The organism is Spiroplasma sabaudiense Ar-1343 (assembly GCF_000565215.1).
Classification (GTDB): domain Bacteria; phylum Bacillota_I; class Bacilli_A; order Mycoplasmatales; family Mycoplasmataceae; genus Spiroplasma_B; species Spiroplasma_B sabaudiense.
The window spans coordinates 806,209-826,129 of the sequence record NZ_CP006934.1 but is presented as its reverse complement, the minus strand read 5'-3'; the positions used below and the strand labels follow the sequence as shown (position 1 = coordinate 826,129).

General features: G+C 31.0%; 17 protein-coding genes and 4 tRNA genes. 20 read left to right on the top strand and 1 reads right to left on the bottom strand.

The features are described from left to right. Positions 1 to 37: 37 nt before the first annotated feature. The 4 genes from SSABA_RS03760 (at position 38) to leuS (ending at position 4,972) form a co-directional block, all read left to right on the top strand. Positions 38 to 538, top strand: coding sequence for a hypothetical protein (locus tag SSABA_RS03760; RefSeq protein ID WP_025251257.1), 501 nt, complete (start codon positions 38 to 40; stop codon positions 536 to 538). Positions 539 to 623: 85 nt separating this feature from the next. Beyond that, positions 624 to 700, top strand: a tRNA-Ile gene (locus SSABA_RS03755). 61 nt (positions 701 to 761) lie between these two features. Further along, the gene (locus SSABA_RS03750; RefSeq protein WP_025251256.1) at positions 762 to 2,480 is read left to right on the top strand and encodes an MATE family efflux transporter; all 1,719 of its coding nucleotides are present in this window, start codon (positions 762 to 764) and stop codon (positions 2,478 to 2,480) included. 77 nt (positions 2,481 to 2,557) lie between these two features. Further along, positions 2,558 to 4,972 carry a leucine--tRNA ligase gene (gene leuS / locus SSABA_RS03745; RefSeq protein WP_025251255.1) on the top strand — a complete coding sequence of 805 codons (2,415 nt, stop codon included), beginning with the start codon at positions 2,558 to 2,560 and terminating at the stop codon, positions 4,970 to 4,972. An 11-nt stretch (positions 4,973 to 4,983) separates the two neighbouring features. Here leuS and SSABA_RS03740 read toward each other — a convergent pair whose 3' ends face one another. Further along, complete coding sequence (locus SSABA_RS03740) at positions 4,984 to 5,751, bottom strand: type III pantothenate kinase (RefSeq protein ID WP_025251254.1); 768 nt, start codon at positions 5,749 to 5,751, stop codon at positions 4,984 to 4,986. Positions 5,752 to 5,892: 141 nt separating this feature from the next. Here SSABA_RS03740 and coaD point away from each other — a divergent pair, with 141 nt between their 5' ends. From coaD to SSABA_RS03660, 16 genes are all read left to right on the top strand, one after another. Then, on the top strand, positions 5,893 to 6,369 hold the full coding sequence (gene coaD / locus SSABA_RS03735) for a pantetheine-phosphate adenylyltransferase (protein WP_025251253.1): 477 nt from the start codon (positions 5,893 to 5,895) through the stop codon (positions 6,367 to 6,369). Next, complete coding sequence (pta, locus tag SSABA_RS03730) at positions 6,329 to 7,315, top strand: phosphate acetyltransferase (RefSeq protein ID WP_025251252.1); 987 nt, start codon at positions 6,329 to 6,331, stop codon at positions 7,313 to 7,315. Before coaD ends, pta begins: the two co-directional genes overlap by 41 nt. After that, positions 7,306 to 8,502, top strand: a complete 1,197-nt coding sequence (locus tag SSABA_RS03725) for an acetate/propionate family kinase (protein WP_025251251.1) — start codon at positions 7,306 to 7,308, stop codon at positions 8,500 to 8,502. Before pta ends, SSABA_RS03725 begins: the two co-directional genes overlap by 10 nt. A 160-nt stretch (positions 8,503 to 8,662) precedes the next feature. Continuing rightward, positions 8,663 to 10,594: an ABC-2 family transporter permease gene (locus tag SSABA_RS05015; protein ID WP_025251250.1), complete on the top strand. Its 1,932-nt coding sequence runs from the start codon at positions 8,663 to 8,665 to the stop codon at positions 10,592 to 10,594. A gap of 12 nt (positions 10,595 to 10,606) precedes the next feature. Further along, positions 10,607 to 11,515, top strand: a complete 909-nt coding sequence (locus SSABA_RS03715) for an ATP-binding cassette domain-containing protein (RefSeq protein ID WP_025251249.1) — start codon at positions 10,607 to 10,609, stop codon at positions 11,513 to 11,515. A 9-nt stretch (positions 11,516 to 11,524) separates the two neighbouring features. Beyond that, positions 11,525 to 11,908 (top strand): hypothetical protein, encoded by a 384-nt coding sequence (locus SSABA_RS03710; RefSeq protein ID WP_025251248.1) that lies wholly within the window; start codon positions 11,525 to 11,527, stop codon positions 11,906 to 11,908. A 90-nt stretch (positions 11,909 to 11,998) separates the two neighbouring features. After that, on the top strand, positions 11,999 to 12,631 hold the full coding sequence (locus SSABA_RS05180; protein ID WP_025251247.1) for a hypothetical protein: 633 nt from the start codon (positions 11,999 to 12,001) through the stop codon (positions 12,629 to 12,631). A gap of 446 nt (positions 12,632 to 13,077) precedes the next feature. Beyond that, a complete protein-coding gene (locus SSABA_RS03700; protein WP_025251246.1) occupies positions 13,078 to 16,008 on the top strand; it encodes a 2-oxo acid dehydrogenase subunit E2 in 2,931 nt (976 codons plus the stop codon). A 23-nt stretch (positions 16,009 to 16,031) separates the two neighbouring features. Further along, positions 16,032 to 16,835, top strand: a complete 804-nt coding sequence (locus SSABA_RS03695) for a MurR/RpiR family transcriptional regulator (protein WP_025251245.1) — start codon at positions 16,032 to 16,034, stop codon at positions 16,833 to 16,835. Between the two features lie 69 nt (positions 16,836 to 16,904). Then, positions 16,905 to 16,980, top strand: a tRNA-His gene (locus SSABA_RS03690). Between the two features lie 82 nt (positions 16,981 to 17,062). Next, positions 17,063 to 18,433, top strand: a complete 1,371-nt coding sequence (locus SSABA_RS03685) for a hypothetical protein (RefSeq protein WP_025251244.1) — start codon at positions 17,063 to 17,065, stop codon at positions 18,431 to 18,433. Beyond that, entirely contained in the window at positions 18,423 to 18,902 is a 480-nt protein-coding gene (locus SSABA_RS03680) for a hypothetical protein (protein WP_025251243.1), read from the top strand. The genes SSABA_RS03685 and SSABA_RS03680 overlap by 11 nt, the downstream gene beginning before the upstream one ends. 1 nt (position 18,903) lies before the next feature. Beyond that, complete coding sequence (locus tag SSABA_RS03675) at positions 18,904 to 19,128, top strand: acyl carrier protein (protein WP_025251242.1); 225 nt, start codon at positions 18,904 to 18,906, stop codon at positions 19,126 to 19,128. Positions 19,129 to 19,140: 12 nt separating this feature from the next. Further along, a complete protein-coding gene (locus SSABA_RS03670; protein WP_025251241.1) occupies positions 19,141 to 19,626 on the top strand; it encodes a Fur family transcriptional regulator in 486 nt (161 codons plus the stop codon). Between the two features lie 83 nt (positions 19,627 to 19,709). Continuing rightward, a tRNA-Trp gene (locus tag SSABA_RS03665) sits at positions 19,710 to 19,785 on the top strand. A 43-nt stretch (positions 19,786 to 19,828) separates the two neighbouring features. Beyond that, positions 19,829 to 19,904, top strand: a tRNA-Trp gene (locus tag SSABA_RS03660). The last annotated feature ends 17 nt before the right edge of the window (positions 19,905 to 19,921 follow it).

Genomic DNA, 19,921 nt, shown 5'->3' with positions numbered 1-19,921 from the left:
TTTAGATTTAAGATTAGTAACCATTATAGAAGAGAAGGTGCTATTTATAAAACACAAGATTAAAATTATTTCCCCAATTGATGGATTTATTACAAATAAATCTTATGAGCTTTTCTTTAATGAAAGTCACACCAAGGCGGCTATTTGCATTAGGCCCGATTCAGAAACAGTGTATCCACCCTTAGCAGAGTCAAAATTGAAGTATTTTCCAGATCATAAAACTATATCATTTACGGCTGTAAGAAGTCTAGCTGAAATAGATTTGGTTTATTATGATTTGAATAATGAAGAAAAAAAATTTAGTATAGAAAAAGAGTTTACAGAAATAATAACTAATTTTCAAAAAATTTCTGCAATAAATTTAGCTGATTTCAATGACCCCAAAGCAGAAATTCGCATTGAATTTCTGATAAACCCTAAATGAGACCTTGTTTTAAAGAAAAGTAATCGAATTGTTGCCCACGGCGACTTGATTGCGGAATGAATTTACGAAGCGCCAACAAAAAAAGAACGCTCACAAGAAAAGACAATTTGATAGTTAATTAGACTTGTTATTTTTTTATAAAAATTTTAAAAAAATGTTGAAAATCTCTTACAATTAACATATAATTGTAAATGGTTTTCGGAGTATAGCTCAGCTGGTTAGAGCGCACGCCTGATAAGCGTGAGGTCGATGGTTCAAGTCCATTTATTCCGACCATTTAAAGACAATTAGTATCACCTTTTGGTGATATTTTTATTTTGAAAAATGAGGTGAAATAATGTCTGGAAATTTAAAGTCAATTAAAAAAGAAAAGTTCTTTGCTTCTCGTGGCTGATATGCAGCTGCTTTTGGAATTATTATTTGAGCAATTTTTCAAGAGATTATTATGGCCTCAACAGATATTGTAGATAATATTTTTGTAAATTTTATTAAAGATATTCCTGGATTAAGAGAATTAAAAGATTCAATCATCGAGTCCCAATGGTTAGACTTATCCAAAGATCAATTAAAAGACGCTAGACTATCAGAGTATTTTCAAGATGGAATGTTTTATAGCGCAGGTCAGCTTTCTGTTAATGGAGTTGCTGCAAGTAATCAAATTTATATTTTAATGTATACGATTTTATCAGGTTTTTGTTATGGAGCTGGAATTTACTCAGCTCAATATTTTGGGTCTGGAAATTATGATAAATTACGGCAAATCACAGTTTTAAAGTTTTATGTAGCATTAATAGTGACTGGCTTTTTTGCATTATTAGCAATTCCCGGAATTACCCATCATTTAATTTGATTTACAACGGCAACTCCTTATGCAGAACAACCTCAATTCAAATTAAACTCAACAAGTTCAAGTGAGGAAATTCATCAATGATTTAGCTATTTTCAATACCAAGCGGCGCTGATTTCAACAAAACAAGGTGAAGGATATTATCGAATTGTATCTTCAAGTTATTTGCTATTATCAATAAATCAAACAGCAGTCACTTCGCTGCGTGAAACTAGAAGACCGTTTTATTCTTTTTGAATGTCAATTATCTCTTTGGCAACAAATTGTTTTTTGAATGTCTTTTTAACAGCACCAACTTTTTTAGGTGACTTTAATGGGCTTGGAGTAAAAGGGTGCGCTTGAGCAACAACATCTTCGCGAGCAATTCAAACAATATTTATTGTATCCCTTTGTGCGATTAAGCGGTTTGAATTTATTCCAATTCGTTCAAGTTTTGTGGTCCAAAATCAAATTTTAAAAAAATCAATGAACAAGGCAATGCCAATTGTCTTGAATGAGTTATTTGCAGCACTTGGTTTAATAATTCAAATTAAATTAAGAGCAACATACTCAGTTGAGGCACTAACTGCAAATGCAATTTATACGACAATTGTAATGTCCTTCTTTTGACCGTTATATCATGGTATGAATGCCGGAATTTCTGCATTTGTTGGAAACGAATTGGGGGCAAATCGTTTGAAAGAAGCCCAATACAACGCAAAGCATCTAATGTTTATGTCGGTGGGAATTGGAATGCTATTTGGTGGAATTTTAGCTGTTAGTTCATCATGAATTCCGGGTCTCATCTTCAATAGTTCTAATTTAGAAGCACAGCGAATTGCAAAATATATGTTATTATTTTATGGAATTTTTTATCCATTGATCACAATTTCAAATGCTTGCTACTCAACCTTAAGAACGGGTGGGGCAGTTTGAAATGCCTTTATTATGGATGGGCTTTTCACCTGAGTCTTACCAATTCCAATTTTAGCGACATTAATATCTTTAAATAGTGCTGGAATAATAACAATAGATATTATTTGAATGCAATTAGCCTTAATGTCAACTGAAATAATCAAAGCTAGTTGGGCATATTTTAATTATTCTAAAAAACGTTGAGTTAAAAATTTAACTATTGATAATGCCAAGTTGAAATTCCAAGATAATCTTCAAACCGAAATTGACACCTCAATAAAGCAAACAAAACCTAAAAAAAGTAAGGTAAAATAATTTTAAATCACAGCAAAGCCAAAGGGTTTTAAATTATTTTTTATGTTAAAATTATTAAAATTAGAAAAGGAATATTTATGAATTTTTCTCACAAAGCAATAGAAAAAAAATGGCAAAAGTATTGAGCTGAAAACAATACATTTATAACCACAAATAAAAATGATAAAAAGGCCTATATATTAGATATGTTCCCGTACCCTTCAGGTTCGGGGCTACATGTTGGTCACCCTCGAGGTTATACAGCAACAGATATTGTTGCTCGTTTGCGTCGAATGCAAGGTTTTGATGTTTTGCACCCAATTGGATGAGATGCTTTTGGGCTGCCAGCTGAACAATATGCGCTAAAAACTGGTAATAATCCAGTAGACTTTACTAAAAAAAATATTGCAATTTTTAAAACACAATTACAAAAATTAGGATTTAGTTTTGACTATAACAAAGAAATCGATACTTCAAATCCCAACTATTATAAAATTACACAGTGAATCTTTCAAAAACTTTTTGAAAGAGGCCTTGCTGAAACTCGCGAAGCTGATGTAAACTGATGTCCAGAATTAGGGACAGTTTTGGCAAATGAGGAAGTATTGGTTGTAAAAGGTAAAATGGTGTCTGAGGTTGGTGGCTTTGAAGTTATTAAACGACCAATGAAGCAATGAGTTTTAAAAATAACTAATTACGCTGAAAGATTGCTAGATGGTTTAAATAATCTTGATTGACCAAATTCAGTCAAGGAACTACAAAAAAATTGAATTGGAAAATCTAAAGGTTTAGAAATAGACTTTAAAATTGAAAAATCAAGTGAAACTTTAACAATTTTTACAACCCGAGCAGATACAATTTTTGGAGTTTCATATCTAGTTTTGGCTCCAGAACACCCTAGTGTTTTAAAAATTACTACAAGCGAAAATTTGCAAGCTGTAAAGGAATATATTGAAAATACTAAAACCAAAACTGACATTGATCGCCAAGATGATTCAAAACCCAAAACAGGAGTTGCAACAGGAAGCTTTGCAATAAACCCGATTACAAAAGAAAAGATTCCAGTTTTTATTGCAGATTATGTATTAAAAGATTATGGAACTAGTGCGGTAATGGCGGTTCCAGCCCACGACCCAAGAGATTGAGATTTTGCAACAAAATACAAACTACCAATAAAATTTGTCCAAGAGTCACCATCACTTGAAAAGCCATTTGTTGGTGAAACTGTTTTAATAAACTCAGATTTTTTGAATAATCTTAGTCCTAAAAATGCTTTGTTAAAAGTAACGGAATTTTTAATTTCAAAAAAACTGGCAAAAGAAAAAGTAAATTATAAGTTAAGAGACTGATTATTTTCTCGACAACGTTTTTATGGAGAGCCATTTCCATTATTATTTTTAGAAGATGGTTCGATTGCTCTAATTCCTGAAGATCAACTTCCTGTTGAACTTCCCAAGGTTGAATATATTAAACCAAGTGGTAATGGAGAATCGCCATTGGCAAACGTAACCGATTGAGTTAACATCCAATTCCAAGGGAGCAAGGCTCGTCGCGAGACTAATACAATGCCTCAATGAGCTGGAAGTTGCTGATATTATTTGGCTTATATAATTACAACAAAACCCAATAATTTCTTAGAAATCGCAAGCGATGAAGCCTTTGAATTATTTAAAAAATGATTACCCGTGGATTTATATGTTGGTGGACAAGAACATGCTGTTTTACATTTATTATATGCTCGTTTTTGACACCAAGTGCTATTTGATATGGGAATCGTTCCCTATCCGGAGCCATTTGGAAAATTAATAAATCAAGGAATGATTTTGGGTGAAAATGGGGAAAAAATGTCAAAATCTAAGGGCAATGTAATTAATCCTGATGAGATTGTTGAATCTCATGGTGCTGACACATTAAGACTTTATGAAATGTTTATGGGACCAATTGATGCTGCTTTACCATGAAGCTTCAAAGGGCTAGATGGTTCGCGCAAATGACTTGATCGGGTTTATCGACTTGTTACAGAAAAAACAATAACAAATAATAATAACAAGGAACTAGATTTTGTTTATAACGAAACTGTTGCTAAGGTAAGTAAAATGATTGAGGATATGAAATACAACACAGCCATCTCTCAACTAATGGTCTTTGTTAATGCTGCAATGAAAGCGCAAGAAATTTACAAACCTTATTTAGAGGGCTTTGTTAAATTGTTATCACCATTCACCCCTCATTTAGCAGAAGAACTATGAGAATTTTTGGGTAATTCAAAAACAATAACTTATGAGACTTGACCTAGTTGAGACGAAAACAAGTTAGTTCAAAAAAATGTGACAGTAGCTATTCAAATTAATGGTAAACTACGAGCAACATTAGAAGTTTTAGTGGGAACCACAAAAGAAGAATTACTTGATAAGGCTAAGGCTGAAAAAAATATCTATAGTTATTTACAAGAACACACCCTTGTTAAAGAAATTGCTGTTGTTGATAAAATTGTCAATTTTGTAGTAAAATAAAAAATTTAACTTTAAGTTAAATTTTTTTGTTTTAAGAGCCATTCTAAGCCCTGAAAAATTAAATCTTCACAAACGAAGAAACCTTCTTGTTCTAGTTGAACTTTAAGGTATTTTAAATTACCCCCAGTAACAATAACATCGCGGACTTTAAAAGTGTTTCTAAGTTTTTGAACCATTCCATCTATCATTGCAAAGTGGCCGTTTATTGTTCCTGCGCTAATAGCATCAAAAGTATTTTCACCTAATCATTGCTCATTAAAATTATAGCTGCCCGCATTTAGGAGTGCAGTATCTAATATTAAACCATTTAAACCAGTTTCAATTCCAGGAGCAATGGTCGCCCCAATAAATTTTTGATTTTTGATAATAAAAAAAGTTGTTGCCGTTCCCAGGCTAATAACAATGGCGCTATCAAATTTTAAGCTAAATCGCACCCCATAGTAGTTAACGATAAAATCGGTCCCCAATTTCTTTAAATCAATATTATTGAAATCTGATTCATTATGAAAGAAATCTTTTTTAGCATCAAGACCCAAAATTTTTAGTTCTTGTAGTGTTAAAATGATAATTTCAGTCCAATCTGGAACAACTGAAGAATAGATAACATAATCTATATTTTCCATTCCATTTAAAACGGTTTTCAAGTAGTCACTATTATGAAATTTTGGCTCTTTTGTGAAAAATCGTTTTACCGTCCCAAAACCAGGCTTGCCTGTAACTTTGATTCTGATATCAACAGTTGTATTTCCAACATCAATTAGTACTAACTTTTTTCCCATTTTTAATACCTCTAAATAATTATAACTTATTTAGTTTTTAGTTTTTCCCATTTATTTTGTATTTTTTTTATTTTTTTATAACTAATGGCTAAAAAGTGCTTTAATAATAGTGATGATAAATATCACAAATAGGAGAAATAAATGATTGGAATGTACCCTGGTAGTTTTGATCCCTTTCACGAGGGCCATCTGCAAATTATTCAAAAAGCTGCAAAATTATTTGAAAAAGTTTTGGTAGTTGTCACCAAAAATATTAGTAAAAACCCCAGAAAATCATTTGAACATAGAATAATTAAAATTAAAGCTGCAACAAAAGATTTAAATAATGTTGAAATTCTAATTAACGAAAATCAACTAACAGCTGATTTTGCAAAATCATATAATGCTAATTTTTTAATTAGAGGAATTAGAAATTCAGATGATATGGATTATGAAATAAAATTAGCAGATGGTAATAAATTAATAGAGCCAGATTTGGACACGGTTTTCTTTATTTCGGATTTACCTTTGCGCAAGGTATCTTCATCAATTTTAGAAGAAATTGAAATATATCAAAAAAACCACAGGGAGGGCAAAAATGTTCACAATAAGTCAGATAGAAAAATTATTAAAAAATAGCTCAAGCAAATTAAAAATTATTTTTCCAGAGGGAGAAGAGGAAAAAATCATCAATGTTGCCAATCAAATTGCCGCAAGTGATTTTGCAATCCCGGTTCTTGTCTTTCGGAAAGCTAAGGAAATAAAATCAAATTTGCACAAAAATGTCGAAATTAAAATAATTGAAAATTATGATTTAGAGGCAATGGCCAATAATTTGTTTAATTTAAGAAACGGGAAAACATCCCTGGAAACAGCAATGTCACTGGTTGTTGAGCCAAACTACTTTGCAACGATGTTGCTAGAGTTAGGGGAGGTTGATAGTTTGGTTTGTGGTTTAAAATACTCAACAGCAGATACTCTACGACCAGCACTACAAATTATCAAGACTAAACCTGAATATCAATTTGCTTGCTCATCAATTATAATGAGCAAAAATGATTTACAAGTTCTTTTTGCAGATTGTTCACTAAATGTTAGCCCAGACAGTGCTCAGTTAGCAAAAATTGCAAAAATGAATGCAGAATTTGCAAAAACCCTGGGAGAACCTGACCCCCAAGTGGCAATGCTAAGTTATTCAACACTTGGTTCAGGAAAGGGTTTAGAAGTCGAAAAGGTCGCTGAAGCTGTCAGAATTTTAAAAACAGATCAGGTTGACTTTAATTTTGGAGGAGAAATTCAGTTCGATGCTGCCTTTAGTGCAGAAGTGCGCCAAAAAAAAGCCCCAGATTTAAAATTTTCAAAACAACCCAATGTCTTTATATTTCCGGATTTAAATTCAGGTAATATTGGTTATAAAATTGCTCAAAGAATGGGTGACTATGTTGCTGCGGGACCGTTTATCTTAGGACTTAACAAGCCAGTTAATGATCTATCGCGAGGAGCAACACTCTTGGATGTCTATAACACAGCCATAATAACATTGTTTCAAGCATTGGCAAACAAGGAGGAACATTTATGTACTTAGTAATTAATTCAGGTAGTAGCTCAATTAAATTTAAAATTTTTCAACTTAGTTCTGATAACCTGGTCTTATTTGCCGAAGGCTTAGCCGAACGAATCGGAGTTGATGGAAATTTAATAATTAAATATAACGACAAGAATTTTAATTATAAAGAGGAACTTCAAAATCATGATAAAGCCGTCGCTTTAATTCTTAATAGATTATTAGAGCTAGGAATAATCAAAGATTATGATGATATTACAGCAATAGGATCTAGAGTTGTTCATGGTGGTCAACAAATTAAAGAAAGTGTAATAATTGATGAAAAAATTTTAAACATAATTACAGAATGTATCCGATTGGCACCTTTACACAACAAAGGTGCTTTAGTTGCAATCTCAGCATTTAGAAAACTACTTCCAACAACTCCACAAATTGCGTGTTTTGATACCTCATACCACCAAACAATTGAAGACACCAAATATTTGTACCCAGTTCCTAAACAATGATACTCTAACTTAGAAATTCGAAAATATGGATTTCACGGAATAAGTTATCAGTATATTGTTGAGAAAATGGCTGACACCTTAAAAAAATCAATTGACGATGTGAATTTAGTAATTTGTCATTTAGGAAATGGTTCAAGTGCTTGCTGTGTTAAAAATGGTAAATCATATGATACAACTATGGGCTTTACTCCGTTAGCTGGTTTAATGATGGGAACACGCTGTGGGGATATTGATCCTTCAATTATTGAATTTGTAGCCAAAGAGCAGCAACTTAGTGTTTCAGAAGTGACAGCGATTTTGAACCAAAATTCAGGTCTTCTTGGAATTAGTGGGGTTTCAAGCGACATGCGCGATATAATAAAAAAAATGGATGAGGGTGATCGCGATGCAAAGATTGCCTTTGAAATGTTCACGGACAGAATATCACAGACTATTGTTAAATTTTTAAATAATTTTCAATTAACTAAATTGGATGGCATTGTATTTACTGCCGGAATCGGGGAGAATTCACACCGAGTTAGAGAAAGGGTAATTGAAAAAATTTTATTAGTAGACACAAAAATAGATAACTCTAGAAATAAAGCAGATTATAACGATGTAAAATTAATTTCTAGTGATGAAAGCTCCTTGGCTATTTATGCTTGTCGTACTAATGAGGAAGAAATGATTGCAAGGGAAATCAATTTTTTACTAAAAAAATAAAAATAAAAAATTTTTATACAATTTATTATGTTAATATTTTTATATATATTAATAAGCATTCGCTTATTGTTTTTTGCCCAAAAAAGTGTATAATTAATATTGGTTTAAAGTTCTATCTAATGATAAAACTTTTTATTTTTTAACCTAGGAGATGGATTAAATGGAAATAAAAGTTATTAAAGAGCAGCCAACAGCTGCTGAAGCCGAAACAAACCTCTCAAAACCAAAAGTCAAAATAACGGGGATTGCTTTTACAAATATAATTTTTGCAAAAATTTTTAAGCAATTATCAACCTTTGTTTTGTTAGTCGTTTCACTACTAACTACTTTAATTTTTACAATTTTATTTTTAACTGCAAAAAACGAAGGTCAAATCTTAGTTTATTTTGATTACTTTTTTGTTGTCTTTATGAGTTTTATTATTTTTGTTTCGGTAATGAAAATTACCCAAACGTTATGAAAAACCCAGTTTGAAGACAAGAGTATTGTAATTTATCAAGCTCAATCAATATCAAGAGCAAAACTATTTTTTGCAATGTACATGTCTAGTTTATTGTTAATTTACACCGTTATTTTATTAAATCTTTTAACAATGGTTTTGGTTTTTTCTTTGATTAAATTTACACTGAATTTTGTTTTTATTAAATTTTGATTAACTATGTTAATTTATTCACTAATTGCATCATTTTGTCTAATCTCATTTTGTACCTTTGTTAACGTAATGTTTTCACAATCATTTTCTTTAATTTTATTTACTTTTATTTTAGCAGCAACATTTATTTGTTCTTTGCCATACCAATTTTACAAGGAGTCAGTAAAAAACTTAAATATAACCGTCACTGATGGTGAGGGTTATTTTCCCAATAGTATTAACACAGCTTTTAAAGTTGAAGATATCGAAAACTATCTAAACTTTCAAAAGTATGTGCGTTCAGGAAGAATAAGATACCCGCATTTATCAAAGTGATTAAATACTTATTACATTGACGGAGATTATACTGTTGATAAATTTGATAAAGAATCAAGCAGCTGTTCACCTTCGTTACAACCAGGAAGCATTGGTACTTGTCCGCTTGAAGAGAGACAATTAATGTGACGGGATTTGGGTATGTTGAATACAACAACATCAACTTCTTCAATGAAGGATGTTACACTTGCAAATGTTCCAACCAATGATAATTCATGAGGAGCAGATTATCCACAAAAAAAAGATGTAGTTTCTTTTGAATTTGAATTTACAAATTTTGTTAGCTATACACAGCTTTTGGGGTTGGTTGATGACGCTCGCATGAGAGGCGACGAAGAAAAAGCCTTGGTATTAAATGATTTTGCAAACTACTACACAGATCTATTAGTCTACTATGAAGCTGATGCTAAAAATGATGAGTACCCAGATGAATCAAGTTTTTCAAAAGGAGAAAACAGAATGCTGTATGCTGCTGGAAGTAAATTTGGACCGTTGTTGGATTTTAAAAGTGGAAAAGTTATTAAAAGTGGTGGAGAAGAATTTGAACTACAAAAAAGTCATTTTATTTCACTAGTTGTTTCAGCAAACGATTCAAAACAGACATTAAGAGTTGAAAAAATTGGATCAGCTTCTCAAAAATTTCAAAACTTTTTGACTGATTCTTACGAACCAGTTTATCTAGCAGCTAGAATTTTGGAAACTTATTTTATTAATCAAACATCAAATTTTACTTATTTAAATAATTTAACAGTACCAACTAATAACTCGGTTTGAAAAGATTACTCGAAAAAAACATTCTCAAACAGATTGATTTCTAATTTTAACTTTTTAGAGAACTTCTTACAATTTTTCACATTCAACCGTGGATTTTCTTATAATGACTTTTGATTTACACCAGGATCGAATTCAAATATTTCTTTTGATGGTCAAAAAAACTTATTCTTATCATATGATGAGCCTCAAATTTTCCTAAAACAATTGCCATCAGAAAATATGCAAATTGATTTTGACAAATGAGAAAATTACAAATCAAATCGCTACTTATTTGTTGCAGGTTACGCAATCACTTGTTTTATTTTAACAACTATAACAGCACACATTTTCAAACGTATGGATATCAACTAGGGGGAAGAATTTATGTCAGAAGTAATTATTTCATTTCAAAACTATGTAAAAAACTTTAAAAAATTTAAAGTCGGACCAATCAATTTTAATATTCATCGTGGGGAATTTCATGCGGTTTTGGGTTCATCAGGTTCGGGTAAAAGTGTCATTTTAAATACAATCATTGGTTCAATTTATAAATACCAAGGAAAAGTAACCTTTGAAGGTAAAAACCGTCGTAGTAATTGAAAACAAAATGCAAACTTAGGATATTACCAGCCAACAGATTTTTCGCTTGTAAATGATTCGCTTTGAAAATACTTAATTACTGTTGCGAAAATTTCGGGAATTCGTTCAAAAAAATATCGCCTAAATCGTGTTCGTTATTTAATTAAACTTTTTGAACTTTGAGAACATAGAACAAAATCAATTCGTTCGTTTTCTTTTGGAATGAAAAATAGAGTTAGTTTAATAATTGCTTTGTTAAAGAATCCTGATGTTATTGTTTTAGATGAGCCAGGGGCTAATCTAGATACAATTTGACGTAAAAAAATTTATGCAATTTTTGAGCGTTTAAAAGAGGAAGGTAAAACCCTAATTTTAACAACCCACAACATTGATGAATTTTATAGTTTATTTGATGCTTTAACGGTTGTTGAAGAGGGCCGTCTAATCTACAGTGGAAAAATTAAAGATGTTAACATGGACTTAAAATACAGAGTTGTTGTTGCTGGAGGAGATTCAAGAAGTATCTCTGAATTCTTACGATCAAAAGATATTTCTTGTGTGGAAGATGAAACAACTCCAAATGGATTAATAGTTTTATTTAACAGACAATTTGAAGTTAACTATTTATTCTTATATTTAGTTAGAAATAATCTACCATTAGATGTTTTTGAAAAAGTAGTTATAAATATGGAAGAAATTATAGAATCAGTATAGAGGTGCTTAATGAACGCATTAAATACAACACCATGCTTTAAAAAAATTCAAAACGTTAAATTTCGAGGTAGTTATTTTTTATTTGAATCAAATGGGGAAATCTATGGTACTAATGGGTACAAAGTTGTTTCTTGAAGAGAGCAATCTTATATTGGTGAGGTAAATTACTTATTTTCACAAATTCCAAAATGAATAAATTTTTTTATAAGCTCTATTAGTAATTTCACAGAACAGAATCGATTTAAGCGAGGTAAACCATCTTCAAACCCTTTCATTACAAAAGTAATTGAAACTCGTACCCACTATTTAAAAGATGGGAAAATGGTATATCAAAACAAAAATGACTATGTTGTCGTACCTCCAAATTCACAAAACCTAAGAGCAAAAGGTTAATTGTTAATAAAGATTGACAGCGGGCTAATTACCCTACTAAAAGCCTCAAAATTGTGGTATAATTATTAAAGTTAAGAAAGAAGGATATGTATGTACGGACAAAATTTTAATAGTATGATGATGCCAAATGCATTTGGTCAACCTTACCAGCCATTTTTTGCAAACGGCCGTTGATTTTATACAGATAATATTAGCGTCTATACTTATCCTGAAAATATTTTTGCTGGACCATTGTCAGTTTTTCAAATGCAAATGGGATATCAAGGTAGATCAAATTCAAATAATTACATGTATAGCATTGATAAAATTATTATGGATTATAGTTTACCAAAAAGCGTAGAGGATATATTTAACGGAGGATCAACAAATTTTGTTGCCCAGCCACCAAGACCGCCTCAACCCGCTCCAGCTCCAGCACCTAAACCCGCTCCAGCTCCTGCACCAGAAACAATTACAAAAACAGTTTATGTGCAAACCCCCGCTCCAGCTCCAGCACCAATAATTGTAAATGTTCCTGAGCAAAAAGCTGCACCCGCTCCAGCACCCGCTCCAATAATTGTAAATGTTCCTGAGCAAAAAGCTGCACCCGCTCCAGCTCCAGAACCTAAAGAAGAGCCAAAAACTGAATCGGTTGAAATGTTCGCAGAATTTGAAAGATTAGTTGATGAAACAATACGTGCAAGTAAAGCTAAAAAGAATTCTGATTCAAGAGCAAGAGTATAAAATAAAACTAGTAAATAAAAAAAGACCAAATTTAAATTTGGTCTTTTTTTATAAAGAGGCATCAGTTTTTATAAATATTTGTACATCTTTCCTTAAACAAACCTTTTTAAAAAATATTTTATATATTTTACTATAAACATCTTGACATTAATATTACAAGAGCATACAATAAGTGTAGTTGTATATAATAATTCCTACAACTACGAGTTTTTTTAAAATATGTAACTGATATAAAAGCAATGTTTCTTCTTTATGCAAAACTTTTAGACTCGTGTATTAATTAGCCCAAAATTGATGACTTTGGGTATTTAACAAATTTATTTGTTCCATAAAATTTAAAAACCTCAAATTGAGGTTTTTTTTAATTTCATTTTGACAAAGTGTATTATATCACAATGTGATTGAATATGTTATAATATAAAAGTATTTAATTAGGAGGGGCATGTATGGTTCATTTAAGGGCGCGTAATTTGCCTTCAAAAGGCATTTTAAAGAAATGACTTTTTCAAGATAATAAAATTAAAGTTGGTGAAGATTTTGCCTTGATAACAACAAACAAAGGTGATGTTGTAATTAAATCAAACTACAGTGGCCAAATTGTGAAAACTATTAAATTAAATTCAAATATTAAGAATGGTAGTATTTTGGCAAATGTTTTAGTTGAAGATGAAATAGTCGATGATTTAGAAGTTGAAGATGACCAAAATGCTTCAAAAAAGCGAAATTCTAAGGAAAAGTCTCTTGAAGTTCCCATAAATATACCCGATGAAGAAATATCAAAATTACAAGATGCAGTTGATTATCGCGATGATTTTTCAGGAGCAGTTTTGTATGACAAAAACTATATGGCAATAACACCATTCTCATCAACTCGTGATGACATTTTACAGAAGCCTGTTAATCTTGATAATATAGAAAAAGAAACAGGGCTTGATAAATTTGCTCAAATGCGCAAAAATATTGCTGAATCGATAAAAAACGCTCCTGTATCTAAAGAGCCACAAGTAAGCAATGAAGAGCTTGCTAAAATCAATAACTCTGAGGTATTTAAAGATACAAAATCATTTGAAATTGATGCTGCAACAGGGACTTCAAAATTTAGAAAAATAATTGAGGCTCGTAAGGCTAAACTTCTAGTAGAAAATGACTTTAAAGAAATTCCAGAAGAGGAAAAAATTAAAAGTGCAATGGACCGCTTGGATGCAAACGGCAGACCAATGATTATGAGAAATATTATAAATGATCGAATGAAACGCCTAAATGATTCTGGGGGAGATCCCAAATCATTGGAGGCCCCCAACTTTGTTGCTCCCAAGGTAATTAGAAATAAACCAGAACCAAAACCAAAAACAGTAGAAGAACTCGAGGGGGATAACATGTGAACAGCTAAAAAAACTGAACCATCTTCTAATTTTGAAGATTTCACTGAAGAAGATTTAGTAATTGATTCCAATGATTTGGGAGGCGCTTCAACTTTAAGAATGCCAAATAAGAGTCCTTCGCAAATGATGGAGGAAAACAAAGGCGCTTCTTCTTATAATTTTAAAAAACTATCGAGTTTGTATGACACCGAAAGAAGAGATGCAATTTTAGGTTCACGTGGTCAAAAAAATGATATTAAAAATCGCATGCGTTCAATAATGGGTGAAAATCAAGATGAAAATGATGACAATAAAATGAGGGCTGATAACCTAGACTTCATCAATTCCTTACCAATTATGATTGAAGATGTTCCAGAACGTTTCTTAAAAAAAATTACAGAATTTGATGAGAGACGCCGAGTTAAACGATTTGTTAACTACACTGATACTGAGGCTGGGCAAATCGATTTTCAGGACTGATTGGATCGTCAAAATTTTTCAAAACATGTTGAAAAAGATTTTGATGAAATGGAAAAACTCCTAGAAACCGATCCAGAAACTTTCCAAAAACAAAAGGCGCAAAAATTGGCAACTGATGAAACTTTACAAAAAGCTGAAAGCGATCGCTTAATTGCTCAAGCTGTTGAAAAAGCTGAAAAATCTATGCAAAAAACAGTCGACAAGCAAAAACAAGAGCGTGAAATTGAGCAAGAAAAAGCCAACCAAGAATTGTTACAATTGAAATTAGAAAATTCTAAACTAGAAGAGCAATTGCATTTAAACACAGAAACTAGTACTTATTTAGAAAAAGAAATTAATAATTTAAAGAATCAACTAAAATCAGTTGACAAACTAGAAGATATTATTGATTCAATGCGCCACAATAATCAAAAAATGCCTGAAAAAAATAGTGATGAATTTTTTAATAAAATGATGCAATATATAATGATGCAAAATATGATGCAAACAATTACCCCGAACCATTCAACAAACTCAAGTAATTTTCAAAATGAAATTAAAGAAGCTATTCAAGCTAATATGAAAGAATTTTATCGCACCTTTGATTCATTTAATTCGAATTCAGATGAAGCCAGCCAAACAACAAATCACCAACAAGCTGATTTTGACACAACTATGCAAGCTCGACCAGAATTCAAGCAATTTACAAACCCCTTAACCAACCAACCTTTGTATCAAAATCAAGATTTACAAAAAATTCTTTTTGAACAAGAGCAGTTTAAAAATAAAAATAGCAATTATCAGTATTTAAATCCAAAACAAAACTTACCAAATCAAAATAATGCATCTCAATATGCAAATCTTGAATCACGCGAGGATATTTCTTTAACTCGTTATCCAGCGGTTAAATCAATGCTTTTGAGTCAAAACTACATTCCTCCATTATCAATTTCTAGCGAAGTTGACATGACAGCCATTTTAAAGTTAAAACATGTCTTGAAAAAAACTGACTCAAGTGGCTTAGCATTTTCAACTATTGCATTTATTGCAAAAGCAGTTTCTTTGGCCCTAGAGCAGTTTCCAAAGATTAACTCATCATATGATTCTTCCTCAAACCAACAAATTATTAAAAATTATCACAACATTGGTTTAGCAACTGAAACAAGTGAAGGGCTAGTGGTCCCAGTTTTAAAATTTGTGGAAAAATTGTCTGTTAAACAAGTAGCAATTGATATTAGAGAAATGACAGCACGCTTAAGACGAGGAGAGCTATTCAATTATGAAACAACTGGTAGCACAATCACACTAGCGAATTTTGGAAACGTTGGAGCAATAAATGCAACCCCAACAATTTTTTATCCCAATGCCGCAGTAATTGGGGTTGGTAAAGTTGTTAAAAAACCAATTGTTGTTGAGTCAGAAAAGTTAGCAATTAAAGCAATCATGAGTATTAGTCTAACTGTTGACCAACGAATAATAGATGCCTCAGAAGCTGGTCGTTTTTTAGCTTGCCTAAAAGAAATTTTAGAAAAACCAGAATTACTGATGGTAAGATAATAAATTAGTTAGGTAGTGAAAAGATGAATGTTTATGATATTATTTCGAAAATAAAAGAAATTTCACAAAACCCCAATGATAAGAAAAATTACATTGCAAAAACTATTATGACAAACTTAAATTACATAAATTCATTTTCCCTAAATAAGCTAGCTGAATTGTCTCTTACCTCTCCATCTTCTGTAACGCGTTTTTGTAAAGATCTTGAGTTAGATGGTTATGGTGGCTTAAGGGTTGTTTGTGAGATTTATTTAACCGAAAAAGAGCAAAATCGTAAAGTTATTTTTAATAATGATGATAACTTTTCTCAAAAGTTACTTCACGAAATCACTGATGTTTTAACTCAAAATAATAATATAATTGAAAATAGTTGCTATGATATTATTTCAAAGTTGGTATTTGAAACAAAAACTGTGGTTTTAGTGAGCACCGATGCAACCCACAATATGTCAAGAGAATTTAGTCAAAAAATGACCACAATTGGAATACCTCCAGTTTTCATCGAAAATAATCAACAACTAGAATATTTTGTAAAACATAGTGATGATAATTTTGTTTTCTTTTTTGTGTGCTATGGAACTGATAATACCCTAATTTCATTTGCCAACGAGATTAAAAATCATAAAGGAAAAGTAGTTTTTATAACTATTAATTCTAACATCAATTATCGTCATAATTTTGATTGCGTTATAAATATCAAGGATAAGGACCATCCGTTGTGGTTTAATAAATCCAGTTCTTTGTTTTCGCTACTTTTTGTTTTTCAAAATATATTTACAACAATCGTATCAAGTGATAAAAAAAGATTTATGAAGTTTTTTGAATAAAACTTTCAATTTATTTGTAAATATTTCTTATTTTTTGTATAATTATTTTGTTGAAATTCAACAAATATGGCGTATATGGCGAAGTGGTTAACGCACTGGGTTGTGGTTCCAGCATACGAGGGTTCAATTCCCTTTATACGCCCCATTTTAAAGATTAATCTCCTAGTTTATAACTAGGTTTTTTTGTATTTTTTTTTGAAAAATCCGAAATAGACTTGGAGGTAAAAATGCAAATATTAGAAAATCCAAAAACGCACCAATTACCAATCACCAATGATATATTTAAGGAACAAAAATTATTAATCGAGCCAATTACTGGAAAACTAGATAATAGTTCCAAGGTGAGTCTAGATGCTTTCTTTTTAAATCAAATTCAAACAAAAGGCAAATCGGCAGTTTACTATTTATTTTTAAGACCTAATTTGAGTTGAAAAGAAAGTCATTTCAATCTTTTTAAATCGGAAACTTCAAAAAAACCTTATAAAGTGAACCTTGCAAATGTCAAATTAAAATTACTTGTTAAAAATGGGATTAACAACGAAGTCATTAAGACAGCCGAAAAAGACGAAATTGATTTTGGAAATCTTATTTGGACTATTAACGATTCTGAAGGCTATAGTGGCTATAAGGGCTTTCAAAAAATAGAAATTCCAGCAGATTTGATTAAAAAAAACTATCATAATTTATTACAATATCAATTAACATATGATGATTATTCACTAACCAAAGAAACCAGGGATTATGGAGCGCGTAAAACTGAATACGGACTTATCCATATTGATACAAACTCTAATTTTAAAGATAAATACAAAGATGGAAATTTAATAAGTCGCGAGGATCAAAATTTGGCTTTTGCATATTTGCAATATAATCCCATCAATAACGAGTATGGTTTTTATAAAAGTCTCTACACTAGAATATTAAAAATCGATTGAAACCCTGAATCAAATCCTGCTTTAAGGCCAATTACAAAAATTTTATCGCTAAGTTCTCAGATAATTCCAAATCCAAAATTTAAAAAAGAAGACTTAAAAAACTTTGGCTTCTCTAACAAATTTTATGATTTAATAGAAAAGGGAGTTCTTGTAAATCAACAACCCACAGCAATTGCAGAAATAAAATCAGAGACTGGTAAAAAAATAAATCAGTCATACTCAATTGACTTAAAAGTCGATTTTCAAAATAAAGAAACTTTAATTTCTGATGCCCTAGGATGGAATAAACGTTATAATTTAAAAATTTCAAATAGAACAATTTTTGACCCATTTTTAAATGTTGTTAGAGAAGCTTATGATAACGAAGGCACAAAAGGCCTTCAAAAAAACCCAAATGAGCTAGAACACTTATTTTTAGACTTAAAAATTTTATATGCTGGTGAAACTATTCGCTTAAAAAGTGAAATTTTTAAAAAAATCATTTCCAATTATAATATGTTTTTTCTAAATAAATATGATAATATAAACAATGGAGACTCATTAAAACAATATAAGTTTTGTTTTTTGTTTACTCCTGAGATAATCAGTCATTTCGTTAATATTGATAACTTCAATTATCAAGATTTTCTACAACTAGAAAATAGTGCTCAGTATGAGTCGTAGAAAATTATGATTTATTGTAGTTATTTTTATAACAGCATCAATATTAGTTGTTTCTTTAGCGTTTTTATCGTATGGAATAATTAAACAGATACACTTTAATGAAATGCAGTATGAAGAGAGCAGAAGTTTAATTTTTGATCATGATTCAGAAAAAGAATCAAACTTGGAACAAGAGGATATCTTAGGCTTGCCTCCTGAAAATTTAGTTTTTTCGATTAATGAAGTGTTAAATTTTTTAGTAATCCAAGATGGCGAAAAATCATACAATTATTATTTTAATTTAGAGTATTTTAAATATAGTTTTATTAAGAAATGATTAGATTTAATACCGATTCCAGAATCCTCAGAGTTGCAATTTGAGGTTAATTTTAAAGACAGACCAACTTTAATTAAGGTATCTTATGGTAAAAACAAAATTTATAAATATCATTGAGTTTACAATTTAAAAAATTTAAAACGGGGGGCCTAGCATGAAATATTTTGAAGAAATTAAAAAAGCTTTAAAGCAAAAGGGAGCAAAAGGGGACATAACAAAAGACACATTGTTTAAAAGTCTTGGGTTAGACTCTCTTGATCTAATGGATTTAGTTGTTGAGTTGGAGGAAAAACTTGGATTTACCATTCCTGATGATGAATTACCAGGTATCCAAACAATTGGACAACTAGAAAAAATTATTGAAAATTTGAAAAAATAAGGGTGAAAAAAAATGACTTTGACATATGAGAAAATGGTTCAAGCCTTAAAGAGAAAAGGTGTAAGATTAACCGGAGCAAGATTATCAATTATTAAGGTTATTACCAGAAAACAACATGTATCAGCAAGTGCAATTATAAAAGAAGTGGAAAGCGAATTTGGAACGGTTAATGTAATGTCTGTTTACAATACATTGGACATGTTATTGAATGAACATTTAATTTTTGCAAATACTTTTAACGGAAAACATATTATTTATGAGGTATTGGGAGACAGTTCAATCCACTTAAAATGTGATTTATGTGCAAAAGTTGTTCATATTCCTGAATCAGAAGAGCAAAAAAATTTATTGGATGAAATCAAGACTATTTGTACCTCAAATAATCTAACATCAAACCATTTAAAAATTGAAGCTCACGGAATGTGTGATACTTGTAAAAAAGAAGGTAAACCGCAAGTGGATATGACTCGCGAAAACAAAATAGTTGATAAATTTTAGTATAAAAAAACCCATAAGTTGGGTTTTTTTATATTTTTAATGATTTTTTCAACAAAATAAAGTATAATTATTTTGTTGAAAATAGGGGTGTAGTTCAGTTGGTAGAACATCGGACTTCAAATCCGAGTGTCGCGGGTTCAAGTCCTGTCACCCCTGCCATTTCAAAAAGGAACGACCACAAGAGAATGTGGTCTTTTTTTATAGGGGTGTAGTTCAGTTGGTAGAACATCGGACTCCAAATCCGAGTGTCGCGGGTTCAAGTCCTGTCACCCCTGCCATTTTAAAAAAGTAAAAA